Genomic DNA, 15,621 nt, shown 5'->3' with positions numbered 1-15,621 from the left:
AGAATACGGTGGTGGGGAGCGGGGCGCCAACGGTTACTGCGCCCGAGGCTCGCCTCCGAGCATGGCCCCCTCGTCCCGCTCGATCGCGCGGCACCTCGGCAGGTCGGATCCGGTCATGGCCGGGATCATCCGGCGGGTCGGCCTCCACGAACCGCCGGTGCGCCCCTCCGGGTTCCCCGCGCTCGCCCGCGCGATCATCTACCAGCAGATCAGCGGCGCGGCCGGCGCGTCGATCCTGCGGAAGATCCAACGGACGGCGGGCACGCGCGCGATGCCTCCCCCGCGGTGGTTCCTCGCATCGTCCGACGCGACACTGCGTAGCGCGGGGATCTCGCCGCAGAAGATCCGCTATCTACGGGACCTTGCGTCGCACGTCGTGGACCGGCGCATCGACTTCCACCGGTTCCCCCGCATGACGGACGAGGAGATCACCGAACACGTGAGCGCTGTCCACGGGATCGGCCGCTGGACCGCGCAGATGTTCCTGCTGTTCTCGCTCGGCCGACCCGACGTCCTTCCCACCGGCGACCTGGGAGTGCGCAGGGCGGTCCAACTCTCCTATGGGTACCGCGCTCTCCCCGCGGAGCGCACGGTGGAACGGATCGGCCGGCCCTGGGCGCCGTGGAGATCCCACGCGACGTACTATCTATGGCGAAGCCTGGAGAACACCGAGCCGGTGATCGCCGCATCGCGGTAGACGGCGCATCGGTTCTAGAGCATCACGCGCAGGTTGAGCTTCTCGGTGAGCTCTTTGTAGCGATTGCGGATCGTCACTTCGGTCACGCCGGCGACCTCCGCGACCTCGCGCTGGGTCCGGCGCTCCCCGGCTTGAACGCTCGCGATGTAGATCGAGGCGGCGGCGACGCCCGTCGGGCCGCGCCCGCTCGTTAGCTCCCGCTCCGTCGCCAGTTTTAGGATCTCGTTCGCGCGGGTCTGGATCTCTCCCTTGAGCTTGAGCTCCGAGCAGAACCGTTGGATGTAGTCCGCGGGCTTCGTCGGGAGCAGTTTGAGCTGGAGCTCACGCGTCATGAAGCGGTAGGTCCGTCCGATCTCCTTGCGTCCGATGCGCGACTTGGACGCGATCTCGTCCAGCGTGCGCGGCACGTTGCACTGGCGGCAGCTCGCGTAGAGCGACGCCGCGACCACTCCCTCGATCGAGCGGCCGCGGATCAGGTTGCGATTGACCGCCTTTCGATAGATCATCGCCGCGGTCTCCCGGACGTTGCGCGGGAGCCCCATGCTCGAAGCGATGCGCTCGAGCTCGGCCAGCGCGAACGAAAGATTGCGCTCGGTCGCGTTCGAGACGCGGATCCGTCGCTGCCATTTCCGAAGCCGGTAGAGCTGCGCCCGGTTGCGCGTTGGGATGGATTTGCCGAACGTGTCGCGGTTGCGCCAACCGATCTCGGTCGAGAGCCCCTTGTCGTGGATCGTCAGGGTGCTCGGGGCGCCCGTGCGGGCCCGCTTCGCGCCCTGCTCCGCGTCGAAGGCACGCCACTCGGGGCCTTGGTCGATCATCGCCTCTTCGAGGACCAGACCGCACTCGTCGCAGACCAGTTCGCCGCGTTCGTAGTCGCGGGTCAGGTGGGTCGATCCGCAATTCGTGCAACGGGTGGGAACGACGAGGTCCCCGGCTTTCGCGGCGGCCTTCGGCCCGGCGGGGACCGCGAGGTTTGCCGTCTTCGGCTCCTTGGCGCTCTCACGGGGAACCGTCATCTCGCGCCCTCCTCTCTCGAGTCGCGCAGAAGGCTCGCTCCGATGAGGGCCGCGCCCTCGGCGGGCGAGACCGTCCGCCGGGGCCGAACGACCAAGTACGGCCGAGACACCGGCCCGAACACTCGCAGCACGCGCCCGCGGAATCCACCCTTATGATCTGTCACGATGGTTCCTTCCGGAGCGACATCCGCTCCGGAGGAGCGCACCGTCAGCGTCCCCGTGGGGGTCACGGCCAAAACCGTACCGACCTCTCGCGATGCCGATCGCCCGTCGACGCGCGACAAGTGGTATAAACCACTTGCGATACCTATATGAGCGTTACGGTTCGGCTTCGAGGGAGTTCCGTTTCCGCTGGTTCCTCGGTTCGTTCAGCCAGCGAACGAATCGAGGAAGCTCCACCAGGCGCCCAGGGTCCGGTCGACCGCGCGGCCGGTCGCGGGACCCGCGGAGGGCGACGCCCGCAACTCCCGGGCGAGGACAGCTCGCTCCGCAGCCGAGTGCTCCACGTCGGCGACCGTGTGGACTCGGAAGAACTCGTGGGCCGATTTCGCTCGGACGCCGTAGAACGCCCGCAAGCCGCGCGATTTCTCCGCCGCGACCTCGGCGAACTGCGCCTCATACGCGTACAGAGCTCCGAGTGCCGGGGCGGCTTCGCCGGCCCCGATCGTGAGCGCCTCGTAGGTCGAGCAGAGGTTCCGAGTGGGCCGCGTAGGCGCGGGGGGCCGGCGGGCGGACCAGCGAGCTCCGATCCCACGGGCGAAATCGATCCAGAGTTCCGGGTGCGTCGGCGACGACCCCTCCTCGTCTTGGAGGTTCTCGAGCAGGACGCGACGATCCTCCGCGCGCTGGAGCCGGGCGTAGGCGCCCCCGACGTAGCGCGGGAAGTTGGATTCAAAGTGGTAGTACTGGCCGGCGTACTGTCGAAGCGTGTCGAGCGAAAGTTCGCCGCGCGACCATGCCGTGTAGAACGGGTGCTTCAGCAGGTGCCGGGTCCGGATCGCAGTGTCCAGCTCGCGGAGGGTCGTCATCTCCGGCTCCATCCTCTGGAGGTAGTCGTACTTTTCGGTCGGTTCGGGAACGATTCCTGCGTGCCCTGCAACCCCCGCGCCCCGCGCGGAAGGCATGGGCGGCGGAACTATCCCCCCGAGAACGTGGGAATGACCGTGAGGCGCACCGAGCGGTCGATCGTCGCATCGAGTGGCTGAGGAACTCCCTCGCGGAGGACCGCGCTACCTTCCGGCGGAGCTCCCACGGCTGCGAGCGCCTCCCGGATCGAAGAGCCGGGGGCGATGAGGACCCGACGTCGGTCTACCGAACCCGCCCGCGTGATCTCGAGCGTGACAACGATCCGCCGCGGGCGATGGGAGGCGCTGAGGGGGAGAATCTCCGAGACCCGGACATGTGGCCGGGTCCCCTTTGAACTCCCGCGATGCATACGCACCACCAGATCTCGAATCTGGCGCCTTGGCCGAGCTAGGCTACCTCAGCACCGGAGACGCGATAGGGCGTACCCCATAAGAGAGTATCTTCGGAATCCTTGAAATTACGGCCTCGACGCCATCGAGGCGACCGGCGAGCCCGGGCGTCCGCGGGTCGTACGGGGCTAGCCGGGGAGTGCCGGGCCGAAGCGATTGCGGACGGCCTCGTACAGGTCGAGATGAGCGGCCACGATCTTCGGCCAGCTGTACCGCTCCTCCGCGCAGCGCCGAGCCCCGGCGCCCAGGCGTGCGCGCAACGGACGGTCATCTCGGAGCTGCACGGCGAGCGCCCGAAGGCTCGAGGCGAGGCTGCCGCGCGAATCCGGCACCGCGATGAATCCGGCGATTCCATCTTCGAGCACCGGCCGGATGGCCTCCGACCCGATCACGGGGATTCCGCACGCGAAAGCCTGGAGCACAGCGACGGGAAGGATCTCGCTCGCGCTGGGGTGGATCAGGAACGACGCGGCGTGGTACTCCTCCTGCAGTTGGGCATCGGGGATCTCGCCGAGGATCTCCACGGGACCGGCCGATCGAACGCGCTCGGCGTAGGCGCGATCCGGCACCGGGCCGGCAAGACGCAGTCGGATCCCCGTTCCCGCGAGGGCGCCCGCGGCTTGCTCCCATCGCTTGATCGGGATCACGGTCCCTACCGCGAGGGCGGAGACCGTCGCGGGGGGTGGTTCGGCCGGTCGCCACGAGCCCACATCGATTCCGATGGGGATCGTCGGAAGCTCCGCGGGGCGATGGGTTCCCAAGCGCCGGCTGACCTCCGCGTTGAGGCGATCCGTCGGGCAGATCGTGGCCGCCGAGCGCGAGATCGCGCGGCGTTCCAGCCGGAATCCCCATCGCTGCGTGAGCCCCCGAACCGAGAACCAGTTGCGAGAATGGGTCGTGTAGACGTACGGGATGCCGAGCGAGGCGATCCGGTTCCCCACCACCGGGGTCTGAGCGTGAACGATGTCGGCGGTCTGGGAACGGAGGAGCCCCTTCAACCGGCCTGCGAACCAGTATTCGTCGACGGGCTGCTGGCGCCGGACCTCCTGAACTACCGTGACCGCGTGGCCACCGGCCTGCAGCGCTTGCGCGTATTGGGCGATGAGGCGCTCGATCGCACCGTAGCCGGGCGGCGGGATGGGATAGACCCCGGTGCCGACCAGGACGACGCGCACAGCGTACCGAGGGACCGTCCGGTATAAAGGGCGTGGCGGACCGAGCCCGTAATGCCTCCGGCGAACTCGGGAGGTTATGGCGCGATGGCTGCTCAAAGAGGATCCGGAGAGCTATCGATTCTCCGATCTCGTCCGGGATCGCACGACCGAGTGGAACGGCGTTCACAATGCGCTCGCGCTCCGGCATCTGCGCGCGATGCGGCCCGGCGACGAAGCGATTATGTACCATACCGGCGCGGAACGCGCCGCGGTGGGAATCCTCCGGGTCTCCTCCGAGCCTCGCCCCGACCCTCACGATGATCGGGGCTCCTGGTCGATCGAGGTCCGCCCCGTACGCGCCCTCCACCACCCCGTACCGCTCGAACGGCTGAAGCAGGAGGCGGTGTTCTCCGACTCCCCCCTCGTGCGGATCGGTCGGCTCTCCGTCCTCCCGTTGACGGGGGCCCAGTGGAATCGCGTGCTCGCTCTCGAGTGAAGGCTCCGAGAGTTCGCTAGGGAAGGAGCGAGGGCGAGCGCGCCAGTATCCGAGACGCCGCCGCCCGATACCGCGGGGCGGTGTACACCACGACGGGCGAGTCGGCCGCGGGTCGCTCGACCAAGGCTCTCCAGGGAGAGGCGGCTCGGAACGGGTACGTCGCGCCCCGACGCCCGAGGACGGCGATCGCCGCCCAATCGTCGAGGGGGCGGCCCCGGGGTTCGAGGCCCGCGAGATCGAAGAGGACGCTCCCCGGCGGCGCTCGGAGGCGTTCGGCGAGCGCGTCCTCGCGTTGTCGACGCTCGGCCGGTGAGCGCAGGATCCGAGCCCACCGGCGGGCCCTTCCCGCATCGAGTTCCGTCAGACGATACGCGCGCTTGTACAAGCGCCGCTCGAGCAGGCCCTTCACCAGTCGCGCCGTGAGACCTCCACGATCGGGGAGGCGGGTGAGGAGCTCGCCATCGGTCCACGAGAACAGAACACGCGCGGATTCCGGATACCCTTCGGAGCGCTCGACGGCCGCCTGGGCCATGAGTTCGGCGGCGCGCACCGTCTTGTGGTAGTACACTGCCGCGTACATCAGGGCCCGACCGACGAGGAACCCCTCGACCGCCATCCGGCCTTTCTCGGCAAACGCGATCCGATCGCGGTGGGCTCGGATGGTGTCGAGCAGCCGCACCGCGTCGATCGCGCCGTGTGCGACCCCGGTGTAGTGCGCATCGCGCTGAAGGTAATCGATGCGATCCGCGTCCACCGCGCTGTGCAGCATCGAGCGGAGGAGTCCATGGAGCTCCCGGTGGCGCGGCGGATCGACGAGGTCGGCGATGTCCCGGGGCCGGAGTCCGTGCTTCTCGAGGGTGGTCGGAACCGTGACCGCCTCGGGGTCCTCCTCCACACCGGGGATCTCCGCTCCGACGATCCGGGCGCGCGAGACCGCCTCGTGCCCACGTCCCAGCACCTCCCGCATGGAGGGTTCGAGAGTGTGGGAAAAGGGCGGGTGACCCAGATCGTGGAGCAGCCCGCCGACCATCGCGAGCTCGGTCGAAGGGGCGTCCAGATCGAGGTGGCGAGCCATCTCCCGCGCGACCCAGTAGGTACCGAGCGAGTGTTCGAGTCGCGTATGATTCGCTCCCGGGAACACGAGGTGGGCGAACCCCGTCTGGTGGATCCCCCAGAGGCGCTGGAACTCCCGCGTTCCGACCAGCGCGAGCGCGGCCCCCTCGAGCTCGATCTGACCGTGGACCGGGTCGAAGATCGACTTCCGCGGGGGCGAGGTGGGTGGCCGCACGATTGCCCGAGGGCGCCCGAGGAATAAACTCCTCGGCAACGCGGCGGCGGGCCGGTCGAGCGTCGGCCGACGACCGGCGCCGTCCTCGAGTCCGTGCCCGGAGTTCCGCTTCCTGTGGTAGAGAAGCTATTTATCGCATATACCGCCGTTTTTACCATCGATGCCCGGGAGAGTTGTTGTCACTGAGCCGCCCGGCCCGGGCGAACTAGAACCCGCCCACGCCGTGTTCCAGCACGCGCGCTCGCTCGCCGAGCGTGGGGCGTTCCCGGAGGCGATCGCGGAGTACCAGGAGGGGCTGCGATCCGCCCCGAACGATCGCGGAGGGCTGTTGGGCATCGCGCGCACCTTCGAGTTGGCGGGCGACCCGGCGGCCTGCGTGCGAGTATGCGACTCCCTTCTCGCGCAACGCCCGGAGGATGTCGATGTATGGCGCACCCGCGCCGAAGCCTATCGAGCCCTGCGCAACCCGCAGGAACTTCTGTACTCCCTGACCGCAATTGCCCGACTCGACCCGGCCGATCGTGCGGTCCAGATCGAGAGGTCCGAGGTCCAGGAGATCACGGGAGAGACTCGAGCGGCGTACGATACGCTCCATGCGGTACTGCGCATCGACGGTCCCGACGCCCGCGATCCCACGCTCTACCTGCGACTTGGCGATCTCGCGGCTCGGCTCTCGATGGTCGGGGAGGCGGAAGCGGCCTATGGCCAGGTGATAGAGATCGATCCAGAGCGCACCCGCGACGTGACGCTCCGTCGGGTCCGTCTCCTGATGGAATCCGGCCGCCCGGACCTCGCGCTCGAGCGGCTGGATGCCGGGAGCGCTCCGGGTACCGCCCCAGACCCTGCGGATGATGCGATGCTCCTCCTGCGCGCGGAGATCCTATCGCGGGCCGAACGCCCGGCGGAAGCGCGCGCCATCTACGAGGAGATCCTTCGCAAGGAACCGAGCTCAGCCGTGGCCGTTGCGGGAACCGCCCACTCCCTCATGGAGGAGGGCAAGCATTCCGAAGCGCGCGAGCTGTTGCGCAGCTCGCTCGGCCGCATCCCCCGGGACGAACGACTCGTGCTCCTGCTCGCCGAGGCGGAGAGCGGGCTCGGAAACCGGGACGAAGCCGCTCGCGAGGTCCAGCACGGGCTCGAGCTCCTCCCGAAATCCAGTTCGCTGTGGATCCGTCTCGGAGAGCTCGACATCTCCCGGGAGGACTGGGCCGGAGCCGCCGCCGCATTCGCGCACGCGGTCGAGCTCGTCCCGGGGAACGCATCGATCCTGCTGCGGGCCGGGTTCGTCGCCGAGCGCCGGGGGGACTCCACCGAGGCACTCTCGTTGTACGATCGGGCCGTTCAGATCGCACCCCACGATGGGAACGCATGGACCCGCCGGGGTCTCGCACTGCTCGCCGCTCGGCAGCCCGAGCCGGCGCTCGCCAGCTTCGATCGCGCGCTGTTGATCGACCCCGAGTCCGACGCGGCCAAGGAAGGGAAGAAGGCCGCCGGCCAGAAGCGACGCGACTTCGCCATCGACCGACAGGGCCTCGCGGCCCTGCGCCTCGAAGCCGATTTGCACCGCCCCATCACCAAGAACGATCTCTTCGTCTCCCTTCGAGTGCCATTCGAGATGCTCGATTCGGTGATCGCGGCGATGGGCCGGACCCCGAAGATCGATGTCTATCGCCTGCCCGCGGCGGAACTCGCCGAGCTCGAGGCGGTATCGGTCCGTCTGATCACTTCGGCTGTCGAGCGATGGCCGGGCGGGATCGAACCCGGTTCGCTGAGCCTCGCGGACATCGCCGTGCTCAGCCCGGCGGAGACGTCCCTCGAACAGGTCCAGAGGCTCTTCGCCTACCTCGAGGCCGTGCTCCACCTCGATATCCGGCCGGAGAATCTCGAGCTCACCCCCGATGTCGAAGAGCTAGCACGCCAGGCGATGAGCGCCGGCGGCGACGATCGAACCGTCTTTGAACTCGTGCGCGACCTTCGAATCGGGATCTTCAAGGCGCGCCTCATCCAGACCGTGGAGCGTGCCGGGGGCGCCGCCCACGCGCCTCTGCCCACGCTCACGCTGGGAGGCGGGGCCGCTCCGGCGGCGGCTGCCTTCGCGAACGCGGCGCTCCCCGTTCTGGTCGCCGAGCCGCATTTCTTCCCCCACGAAGGCGCCGCCGGGCTCGTCGCCGGTCATCCCTCGGGGGGCGGGGGATACGGGGTGTCTCTCGGCGGGGCTTCCGCCGGGCTCACTCCGATATCTCATCGGCGGGGAGCCGAGCCGATCCGGTGCATCGGGTGCGGCGGGATCGCCGCCATCACGCATGTTTGCGGTGCTCCGATCTGCGAGCACTGTCTCGGCAACTTCCGGCAGTGTCCGAAGTGCCGCTACCCCGTGGACCAATCGAACGCACCGATCGGCGGGCCGGACCGGCCCCATGCCCACGCCGCTCCGGTTCACGCGGGCCCACGGCCCCCGCTGCCGGCAGAGGAAGCCGAGCCCGTGACCCCGCGAGCCGCTCTGACACGGCGAGAACGGGCCCCTCCGAAGGACGCCCGTGACGAACCCGATCGGGACGACGATGAGGACGAAGCTCCCGAGCGCCCGCCGAGGGAACCTCGAGCTCCCCGTGAGGCAGCGGCCCGAGCCCGGCCCGTCGTGGCCCCTCCGTCGATCGCGCCCGCCCCGGAAGCAGCGGCAGCTCGCCCACCTCGGCGCATGCGCACCGACGAGGAACCGAGGCTCTGAACCGTTCTCGCCGGAGAGTGCTTCCGCTCCCAGCCGATCCCAACTTCCTCGGACGCCCACATCGGGGGGTCATCCTGATATATCGCCCTCCCCCATTACACTCGGAGTTCACGAATGGCCTCCGTTTCTACGCCGGTGTCACGCATCGCCGCGCCGATCGTCGCCGCGATCCTGTTCGTCGCGGCGGTCGTGCTCATGGTGGGGATGTACCTCCTGCTCCCCCAGAACGGCCACTACCTCGGCCTGGTCACGATCGGGATCCTCTCGTTGGTGTTCGCCGCGATCTCCTACCTCGCGCAGTCCCTCTCCGCGGCGAACCCGGCCCCGCAGCGCACCCTCGCCTGGGCGTTCTACGCCTTCGGGTTCGCGCTCCTTCTCGTCACGTTCGCGCTTCCGGCCCCGGCGTACAGCCTTGCGCTCGTCTGGCAGGTCACCGGCCTCGTCCTGACGCTCGTCGCTCTCGCCGGGTCGATCGCGGGGATCGCCTGGCGCAGCCGAATGCTCGCGACCGAGCCTCCCCGCGAGGCGGCCCGGGCCGAGTGGCGCGCTCGGACGCCCGTCTCCGCGTTCGATTACCAGACCGCTCACGCGCCGGACGCTCCGGCGACCGCTCCTCCTCCCTCCCCCCCGAGCTCGCGGGGTCCCTGACGTGATGCCTCCCCCCGGGCCGACCGAACCCGCCCCGCGGGTCTGCCCGTCCTGCCACGCGCCGGTGGGTGCGTCCGACCGGTTCTGCCCGTCGTGTGGGGGCCCCATTCCGGCCCCGCCCGCGACGGCGGCCGCCGGTTCGGCTCCGGTTGATCTGAGGGAGAAGGTCGATCAGGATCGGGGGACCCTCAAACGATTGCAGCTGCTCGTCCCCGGGTTCCGAGCGTACCGCCAGGGCGAGGACATTCGCGCGGCGGACAGCATCCTACGCCGCCAGGTGGCGGACAAGATCAAGAACGCGCGCACGAGCGCGGAGAACGCGCGCGCGGCCCTGACCCAGTCCGGGCAGTTCTCGGTCCTGATGGACCTCGCCCCGCTCATTTCCGACCTCCTCACCCTGGAGCCTAAGATCCGGAGCGCGGAACAAGGGTATTCGGGCATCTCGCCGGCGACCCGGGTCGGCAATGCTGATCTCGACCGGCTCTACGAGTACGACTACGGCTTCGTCCTGGCGGCGGACCAGCTCGACCAGACGCTCGCCCCCCTCCCCGCCCTCGCGGCCGGAGCGAATGCCGCGGACCTGCAGCGCCTGGTGGCCAGCGCGCGAAGTCAGGTCAGCCAGCTTCAGCAGGCATTCCAGGTCCGGCTGAAGGCGGTCCAAGGCATCCTGGTGCAATAAGGAGGAAACGAGACGATGGTGACCAATCAACCGATCCCGCCGAAGGGCGGGAGCCTGTTCGGATCGACGACAATCAACTGGGACGACGCCAACAAGGGCCCCAACGTGATGTGGCGCGTTCCGCGCAACATCCGCCTCAACGACAACATCGTCGTCCGAGAGGACGAGATGGCGGTGTTCTACCGCGACGGAAAGGTCCTCTCCTACATCGACCGTCCCGACCGATACGCCCTCACGAGCCTGAACGCGCCGGTGGTCGGCGGGCTCGTCAAGGCGCTCTCGGGCGTCCAACAGGAGGCCGAGGTCTACTACCTGCAGAAGCGCATCTTCGATGGCAAGTTCGGCAGCTCGGAGCCGTACATCTTCCGCGACCCGGACTTCGGCCTCGTCAGCCTGCGCGTGTTCGGCAGCTTCCGCTGGCGCGTGAGCGCGGCGGACGTGTTCATCAACCAGTTCGTGGGAACGTTCGGGGCCGCGTCGAGCGACGATGTCGAGACCCGGCTGCGGGACCAGATGGTCATCCTCGTCTACAACACCCTCGGGAAGCTCAAGGAGCAGGGCGTGCGCGTCACCGACCTCGCCGTCCAGCTGACGACGATCGAACAGGCGGTGCTCGGAGCCGCCCCGGATCACTTCGGCCCGCTCGGGGTCGAGATGAACCAGCTCCAGGGCCTTTCGGTCAACCTGCCCGATGAAGTGCAGAAGGCCGTCAACACGCGATCCCAAATGGGCGTTCTCGGCGTCAACTACATGCAGTACCAGGCGGGCCAAGCGATGACGGAGGCCGCGTCCAACACCTCGGGAACGGCGGGTTCGCTCGCCGGCGCCGGCGTCGGTCTCGGCGCGGGAATGGGGATCGGCTACGGTATGTCCGGCCAGATGAGCGGGATGTATGGCGGCGGTCCCTCCTCTCCCTGCCCGAAGTGCGGGGCACTGGTGCCGCCGGGCACCCGATTCTGCCCGGCATGCGGGGCGGCCATCGGTGCCGCTCCGGCACCCGCCGGCGGCCCTCCGTGCCCGAAGTGCGGCGCGGCGACCGCTCCCGGCCAGAAGTTCTGTCCGGCCTGCGGCGCGTCACTCGCCGCACCGGCGCCCCGTACCTGCCCCAAGTGCTCGGCGGTGGTGGCCGGGAGTGGAAAGTTCTGTCCGAACTGCGGGGCTGCGCTCGGCTCCTAGGCGACGGTCTGCGGACCGAGGTTCGAACGGAGAGTAACGAATGTTTTGCGTGAAGTGCGGCCAGCAGCTCCCCGACGACGCGAAGTTCTGCTTCAAATGCGGTACCCCGACCCCGGGCGGCGCGAGTGCCGCAGGGGCCTCTACCTCGACCTCCCATGCCGCCCCGACCGTCGCTCCGGCGGCCGCCGGTGGCGTGCAGGAGTTCAAGTGTCCCTCGTGCGGCGCCCCGCTCAAGCCGGTCTTCGGGGAGACGGTGATCACCTGCGACTACTGCGGGAGTTCCGTCTCGCTGGGGGGGAGCGGATGGAACGAGATTTCCAAGCACACGATGCTCGTGCCGAAGCTGATCGATCCGGACGCGATGCTCGGGATCGTCCGCGCCTTCATGGACACCGGGTTCTTCAACCGGAAGAAGTTCGAGGAGTCGAAGATCGTCGATCACAAGCTGTCGATGATCCCGTACTGGATCCTGCCGGTCTCGGCGAGCACCAACTACCAGTACACGGACATCGCCGTCGGCGTCGGATCGACCGTGGCGACGATGGCGCTGAGCGCGGCGATCGGCGGCGCGGTCAACCGGCAGATGGGAGGGGGGGGCATGTTCATCCCGATCATGGCGGGGCCCAGCGTGAACTCGACGCGGCAGGACATCATCACCGGGGAGTATGAGTACCCCGTCCTCGCCGTCCGCGCGCTCTCGAACTACCAACCCAAGGACTACGCATTCGCGCTGACGGAGCGCACGTTCTTCGATCGAAAGAGCGTCCCGAACGGTGCGCCGATCCTGAACGGGGACCTCACGGAAGAGGCCGCGAAGAACGCGGCGAAGGCCTACGTGACCCAGCTCCAATCCGAGCAGGCCCACAAGCGCCACCGCATGGTGAGCCACTTCCAGTCGGACGTCCAGGTCTCGGAAGGCGAACTCCTCCACGCTCCGATCTGGCAGGTCACGATCGAGCACAAGGGCGGAACGGTGGTCTTCCTCGTCGATGCCCACTCCGGCCGCGTGATGAACGCGCCCGGGTAAGGCGCCTCGCGCGCGACGGATCCTCGACTCCCCGAAGGGGCCGGGTCACTCGATAGATCCCTGTCGGCCCTGGCGCGAGCGGATCTCGTCCTCGTAGAAACGACGCGCGAACTCGGCCTCGGCCGGGCCGATCCCGATGGATTCGGTACCCGGGACGTGGAAGTACGTCAGGAGGGAAGCCGCCGCCGCGAGCTTCACCGCGCGCGACTTGAGGCGCGGGGAGAACTTCGGATGCTCGGTGGTGCGCAGGGCCTCCTCGGAGACGGTGCGCAGGCTCCCGTACAGCCCGCGGTCGAGACGCACCGATCGCGAGGGGAACTTGCCCGCGAGGAGCGGATGGCCCGTCTCGATCGCATGGACGAGCGTGAGATGGTCGTGGATCCGCTCCCCGAAGGAGAAGTCGAGCTCACCGAGCTCGAGCCGCTCCGCGCTCGCCTCGACCGCGCGGAATCGCTCCCGCGTCATGGGATGGAAGCGCAACAGCATCCGGTCCTCGAGCGCGGCGAAGTTGGGATCCGAGATCGTCGTCCAGTAGTCCTGCGCCCCGGCCGTCCGCACGTTGTAGTTGACGCTGAAGAAGGAGTGGAAGGTGTACGGCCCGACCGTTCCAAACGTCGTCTCCCACTTCACCTCGCGCTGCTCCATCACGAGCTTCAGCGGTTCGACCATGCCACGGTACTTGAACCAGTCATTGAACTCGGGCACGATGAAATTGAACGTTCGTCCGCTGTAGGCCGCGCCGACCCGAAGGAACTGCACGGGCGTGATCCCGCCGCAGTACCGGTTGCGGCCCGGGAGCCCATGGGGTGGCACTCCGCTCTTCGGGTTCCCGCGGATCATATCGTCGATCGAGAACGTCTTTCCCGTTCCCGGCGGCCCGAAGAGGGCGAGATGGAAGCCGGTCGATCCCGTGGACCGGCCGGTCGGGGCGAGGAGCGGGACGTCCGCGAGCGCGTACTGTTGAAGGATCGCGATCAGCGAATCGAAGTACAGGGCCTCGCCGAAGAGCCCCCGAAGGTAGTCGGCCAACCGGCCGATGTCGAACGTCGCGCCGAACTCGATCGTCTCGTCGAGGCGGCGCGTGAGGATCTCGCGCAGACGCTGCAGGAACTCCGAATCCATCGATCGGATCTCGGCGTGCTCGTCCGGGACGGGCTGGAGCGCCGTGGGCTCGAACGTATCGGACCGGGCGACCTCCTCGAGCAGCAGCGCCCGGAGCTCCTCGGGGTAGGCCACGTGGTAGCTGCGGTCCGTCTTTCCCTCCGGCAGATCGATGAGGAGGCCCCGCCGCCGCAGCCGCAGGATCAGGCGGCTCGGGTCCTGGAAGACGCGCTCGCGCAATAGGCGAGTGCGCAGCTCGGAGAGGCGGAACGTCGCGCCCTGGGTCGCGATCCCCCGGATCCGGCGCCGACGGTCCGCATCCTGCACGACCGCGGCGAGCACCCGCGCGATCGGAAGGTCGGCCTCGGCGATCTCGACGCGCGGAGTGGAGGGCACGAGGCAGTACGAGTGCAAGACCACCTTATTAGCTACCGTTCGAGCTGAGGAGTCCGTGCGTCGGTACGCATCGGCCTACGAGCGCGAGCTCAAAGACCTCCTCCAGGGGGACCCCCGTGCCGTGCGCGCCTACGCGAAGGGGCTCGAACCGAGCGATCGCACCGAGTTCGAACGGATCATCGACGAGCCGTTCCTCGTGATCCGCGCCGCCGGCTCCCTCGGGCTGGACCTGATCGCACTGCGCCGGGAGTTCGCGTTCCCGCTCGAGGTCAAATCCTCCGCGGAGGATACGATCTACTTCACCGCCGCGGGGGGCCGGGGACTCGTTCAGCTCGAGGGCCACCGCAAGGCGGTCGCGCGGGTGGGGCTCACGGTGCTGTACGCGTACCGTAGGGTGGGCTACCGCGATCCCGATCCCTGGCGGATGTACATCGGAACGAAGGCACCGATCCGAGGGATCCTGAACCTGGTCTGCCGCCGGCTCCCCACGCTCGATACCACCCGAGAGGGCAATGCGATCATCCACTGGGAGCAGGGTATGCCGCTCTCCCGATTCCTCTCCACGGTGAGGTTCCTCACGGAGACGCCGAGCGCGGAGACGACGACATGACCGTCCACGTCAGCGCGCTCGGGCTCGGCCGGTTCGGCCGGCGGACCGAGGGATGGCTCGACCTAGCGGCGGAGGCCGCGACCCTCGCTCTCGAGGGACTCGGACGCAAGCCGGTGGACCTGCTCGTCGTCGGCAGCATGCTGACCGGCGCGGTCAATGGTCTCGAGAGCACCGTCCCGCGGCTCGCGAGCCGGATCGGCATGGAGTCGACCGCCGGCTTCCGCGTCGACGCGGCCTCCGCGTCCGGCGCGGCCGCCTTCCAGGCAGCGGTGCTCGCGATCGAGTCCGGCCGATACGAGCGGGCGCTCGTCGTGGCCGCAGAGAAGATGACCGGCCCCCCGACGCCGGAAGTGACCCGCGCGCTGGCGAACTCGCTTCACCCGAGTGAGGTGGCCGCTGGCGCGACCATGCCCGGGCTCGCCGCGCTCATCGCGCAGCGCTACTGTGCTCGGTACGGCGTGTCCCCGTCGGTGTTCGACCTCGTCAGCGTCCACATGCGGGCCCGGGCCGCGCTGAATCCCAACGCCCAGTTCCAGACCCCCGTCCGCGCGGACGAGGTCTCCGCGAGCCGGCCCGTAGCCCTACCCCTGCGTCTGTTGCACTGCCCCGCCATCTCCGACGGGGCCGTAGCGCTCGTCGTGGAGAAAGGCGCCGGACCCGCCTCGGTCCTCGGTTTCGGACAGGGGCTGGACGCGATGCGGCTGATCGACCGGGTCGATCTCACGACCTTCGCGGCGACGCGGGTCGCGGCGAGGCGCGCGTACGAGATGGCTCGCATCACCCGCAAGGAGCTCGAAGTGATCGAACTCCACGATGCGTTCGCGCCGTTCGCGCTCATCGACCTCGAGGATCTCGGGGTCTGCGGTCCGGGAGAGGCCGGGAACTGGTTCGCGCAGGGCTGGGTAGCGCCGGACGGCCGACTTCCCGTCAATCCATCCGGGGGCGTGCTCGGCCGCGGCCACCCCATCGGCGCCTCCGGGCTCGCCGAGATCGCGGAGGTGGCGTGCCAGCTCCGGGGCGAGGCCGGGCCGCGAGCGCTTCCGCGCCTTCCCCGGATCGGGCTCGCCCAGTCGATCGGCGGAATGGCTTCCCACAACTTCGTGACGATCCTCGGCCGGGAGGCGTCCTGA

Annotated in this window: 15 protein-coding genes and 1 tRNA gene; 9 read left to right on the top strand and 7 right to left on the bottom strand. The window is 68.8% G+C overall.

What is annotated here, in order from left to right; all coding sequences use genetic code 11:
* Nucleotides 1-61: 61 nt before the first annotated feature.
* The gene (locus VMV28_07185; GenBank protein HUZ80380.1) at nucleotides 62-697 is read left to right on the top strand and encodes a DNA-3-methyladenine glycosylase 2 family protein; all 636 of its coding nucleotides are present in this window, start codon (nucleotides 62-64) and stop codon (nucleotides 695-697) included.
* Between the two features lie 14 nt (nucleotides 698-711).
* Here the strand turns inward: VMV28_07185 and VMV28_07180 are convergent, their stop codons facing one another.
* From VMV28_07180 to VMV28_07160, 5 genes are all read right to left on the bottom strand, one after another.
* Complete coding sequence (locus VMV28_07180) at nucleotides 712-1,713, bottom strand: transcription initiation factor IIB (GenBank protein ID HUZ80379.1); 1,002 nt, start codon at nucleotides 1,711-1,713, stop codon at nucleotides 712-714.
* On the bottom strand, nucleotides 1,710-1,877 hold the full coding sequence (locus VMV28_07175) for a hypothetical protein (protein ID HUZ80378.1): 168 nt from the start codon (nucleotides 1,875-1,877) through the stop codon (nucleotides 1,710-1,712). Before VMV28_07175 ends, VMV28_07180 begins: the two co-directional genes overlap by 4 nt.
* Nucleotides 1,878-2,081: 204 nt before the next feature.
* Nucleotides 2,082-2,837, bottom strand: a complete 756-nt coding sequence (locus tag VMV28_07170; GenBank protein HUZ80377.1) for an iron-containing redox enzyme family protein — start codon at nucleotides 2,835-2,837, stop codon at nucleotides 2,082-2,084.
* Nucleotides 2,838-3,081: 244 nt separating this feature from the next.
* Nucleotides 3,082-3,201: transfer RNA gene (locus VMV28_07165), tRNA-Ser, on the bottom strand.
* Between the two features lie 115 nt (nucleotides 3,202-3,316).
* Nucleotides 3,317-4,363: a glycosyltransferase family 4 protein gene (locus VMV28_07160; protein ID HUZ80376.1), complete on the bottom strand. Its 1,047-nt coding sequence runs from the start codon at nucleotides 4,361-4,363 to the stop codon at nucleotides 3,317-3,319.
* Nucleotides 4,364-4,439: 76 nt separating this feature from the next.
* Between VMV28_07160 and VMV28_07155 the strand changes: the two genes are divergently transcribed.
* Nucleotides 4,440-4,838 (top strand): EVE domain-containing protein, encoded by a 399-nt coding sequence (locus VMV28_07155; GenBank protein ID HUZ80375.1) that lies wholly within the window; start codon nucleotides 4,440-4,442, stop codon nucleotides 4,836-4,838.
* A 16-nt stretch (nucleotides 4,839-4,854) separates the two neighbouring features.
* Here VMV28_07155 and VMV28_07150 read toward each other — a convergent pair whose 3' ends face one another.
* Nucleotides 4,855-6,126 carry an HD domain-containing protein gene (locus VMV28_07150; protein ID HUZ80374.1) on the bottom strand — a complete coding sequence of 424 codons (1,272 nt, stop codon included), beginning with the start codon at nucleotides 6,124-6,126 and terminating at the stop codon, nucleotides 4,855-4,857.
* 160 nt (nucleotides 6,127-6,286) lie between these two features.
* Between VMV28_07150 and VMV28_07145 the strand changes: the two genes are divergently transcribed.
* From VMV28_07145 to VMV28_07125, 5 genes are all read left to right on the top strand, one after another.
* Entirely contained in the window at nucleotides 6,287-8,854 is a 2,568-nt protein-coding gene (locus tag VMV28_07145; protein HUZ80373.1) for a tetratricopeptide repeat protein, read from the top strand.
* Nucleotides 8,855-8,968: 114 nt separating this feature from the next.
* Nucleotides 8,969-9,502 (top strand): hypothetical protein, encoded by a 534-nt coding sequence (locus VMV28_07140; GenBank protein ID HUZ80372.1) that lies wholly within the window; start codon nucleotides 8,969-8,971, stop codon nucleotides 9,500-9,502.
* 1 nt (nucleotide 9,503) lies between these two features.
* Entirely contained in the window at nucleotides 9,504-10,181 is a 678-nt protein-coding gene (locus VMV28_07135) for a zinc ribbon domain-containing protein (GenBank protein HUZ80371.1), read from the top strand.
* Nucleotides 10,182-10,196: 15 nt separating this feature from the next.
* Nucleotides 10,197-11,357, top strand: a complete 1,161-nt coding sequence (locus tag VMV28_07130) for an SPFH domain-containing protein (protein ID HUZ80370.1) — start codon at nucleotides 10,197-10,199, stop codon at nucleotides 11,355-11,357.
* 40 nt (nucleotides 11,358-11,397) lie between these two features.
* Nucleotides 11,398-12,384 (top strand): zinc ribbon domain-containing protein, encoded by a 987-nt coding sequence (locus VMV28_07125; protein HUZ80369.1) that lies wholly within the window; start codon nucleotides 11,398-11,400, stop codon nucleotides 12,382-12,384.
* A gap of 45 nt (nucleotides 12,385-12,429) precedes the next feature.
* Here VMV28_07125 and VMV28_07120 read toward each other — a convergent pair whose 3' ends face one another.
* Nucleotides 12,430-13,881, bottom strand: coding sequence for a hypothetical protein (locus tag VMV28_07120; protein ID HUZ80368.1), 1,452 nt, complete (start codon nucleotides 13,879-13,881; stop codon nucleotides 12,430-12,432).
* On the opposite strand from VMV28_07120, the gene VMV28_07115 reads away from it, so the two are divergent.
* Entirely contained in the window at nucleotides 13,871-14,491 is a 621-nt protein-coding gene (locus tag VMV28_07115) for a Holliday junction resolvase (GenBank protein HUZ80367.1), read from the top strand. The two genes, VMV28_07120 and VMV28_07115, sit on opposite strands and share 11 nt — an antisense overlap.
* Nucleotides 14,488-15,621, top strand: coding sequence for a thiolase family protein (locus VMV28_07110; GenBank protein HUZ80366.1), 1,134 nt, complete (start codon nucleotides 14,488-14,490; stop codon nucleotides 15,619-15,621). Before VMV28_07115 ends, VMV28_07110 begins: the two co-directional genes overlap by 4 nt.

The organism is Thermoplasmata archaeon (assembly GCA_035532555.1).
Classification (GTDB): Archaea; Thermoplasmatota; Thermoplasmata; order Lutacidiplasmatales; family UBA184; genus Lutacidiplasma.
This window is presented reverse-complemented; position numbering and strand designations above follow the sequence as displayed.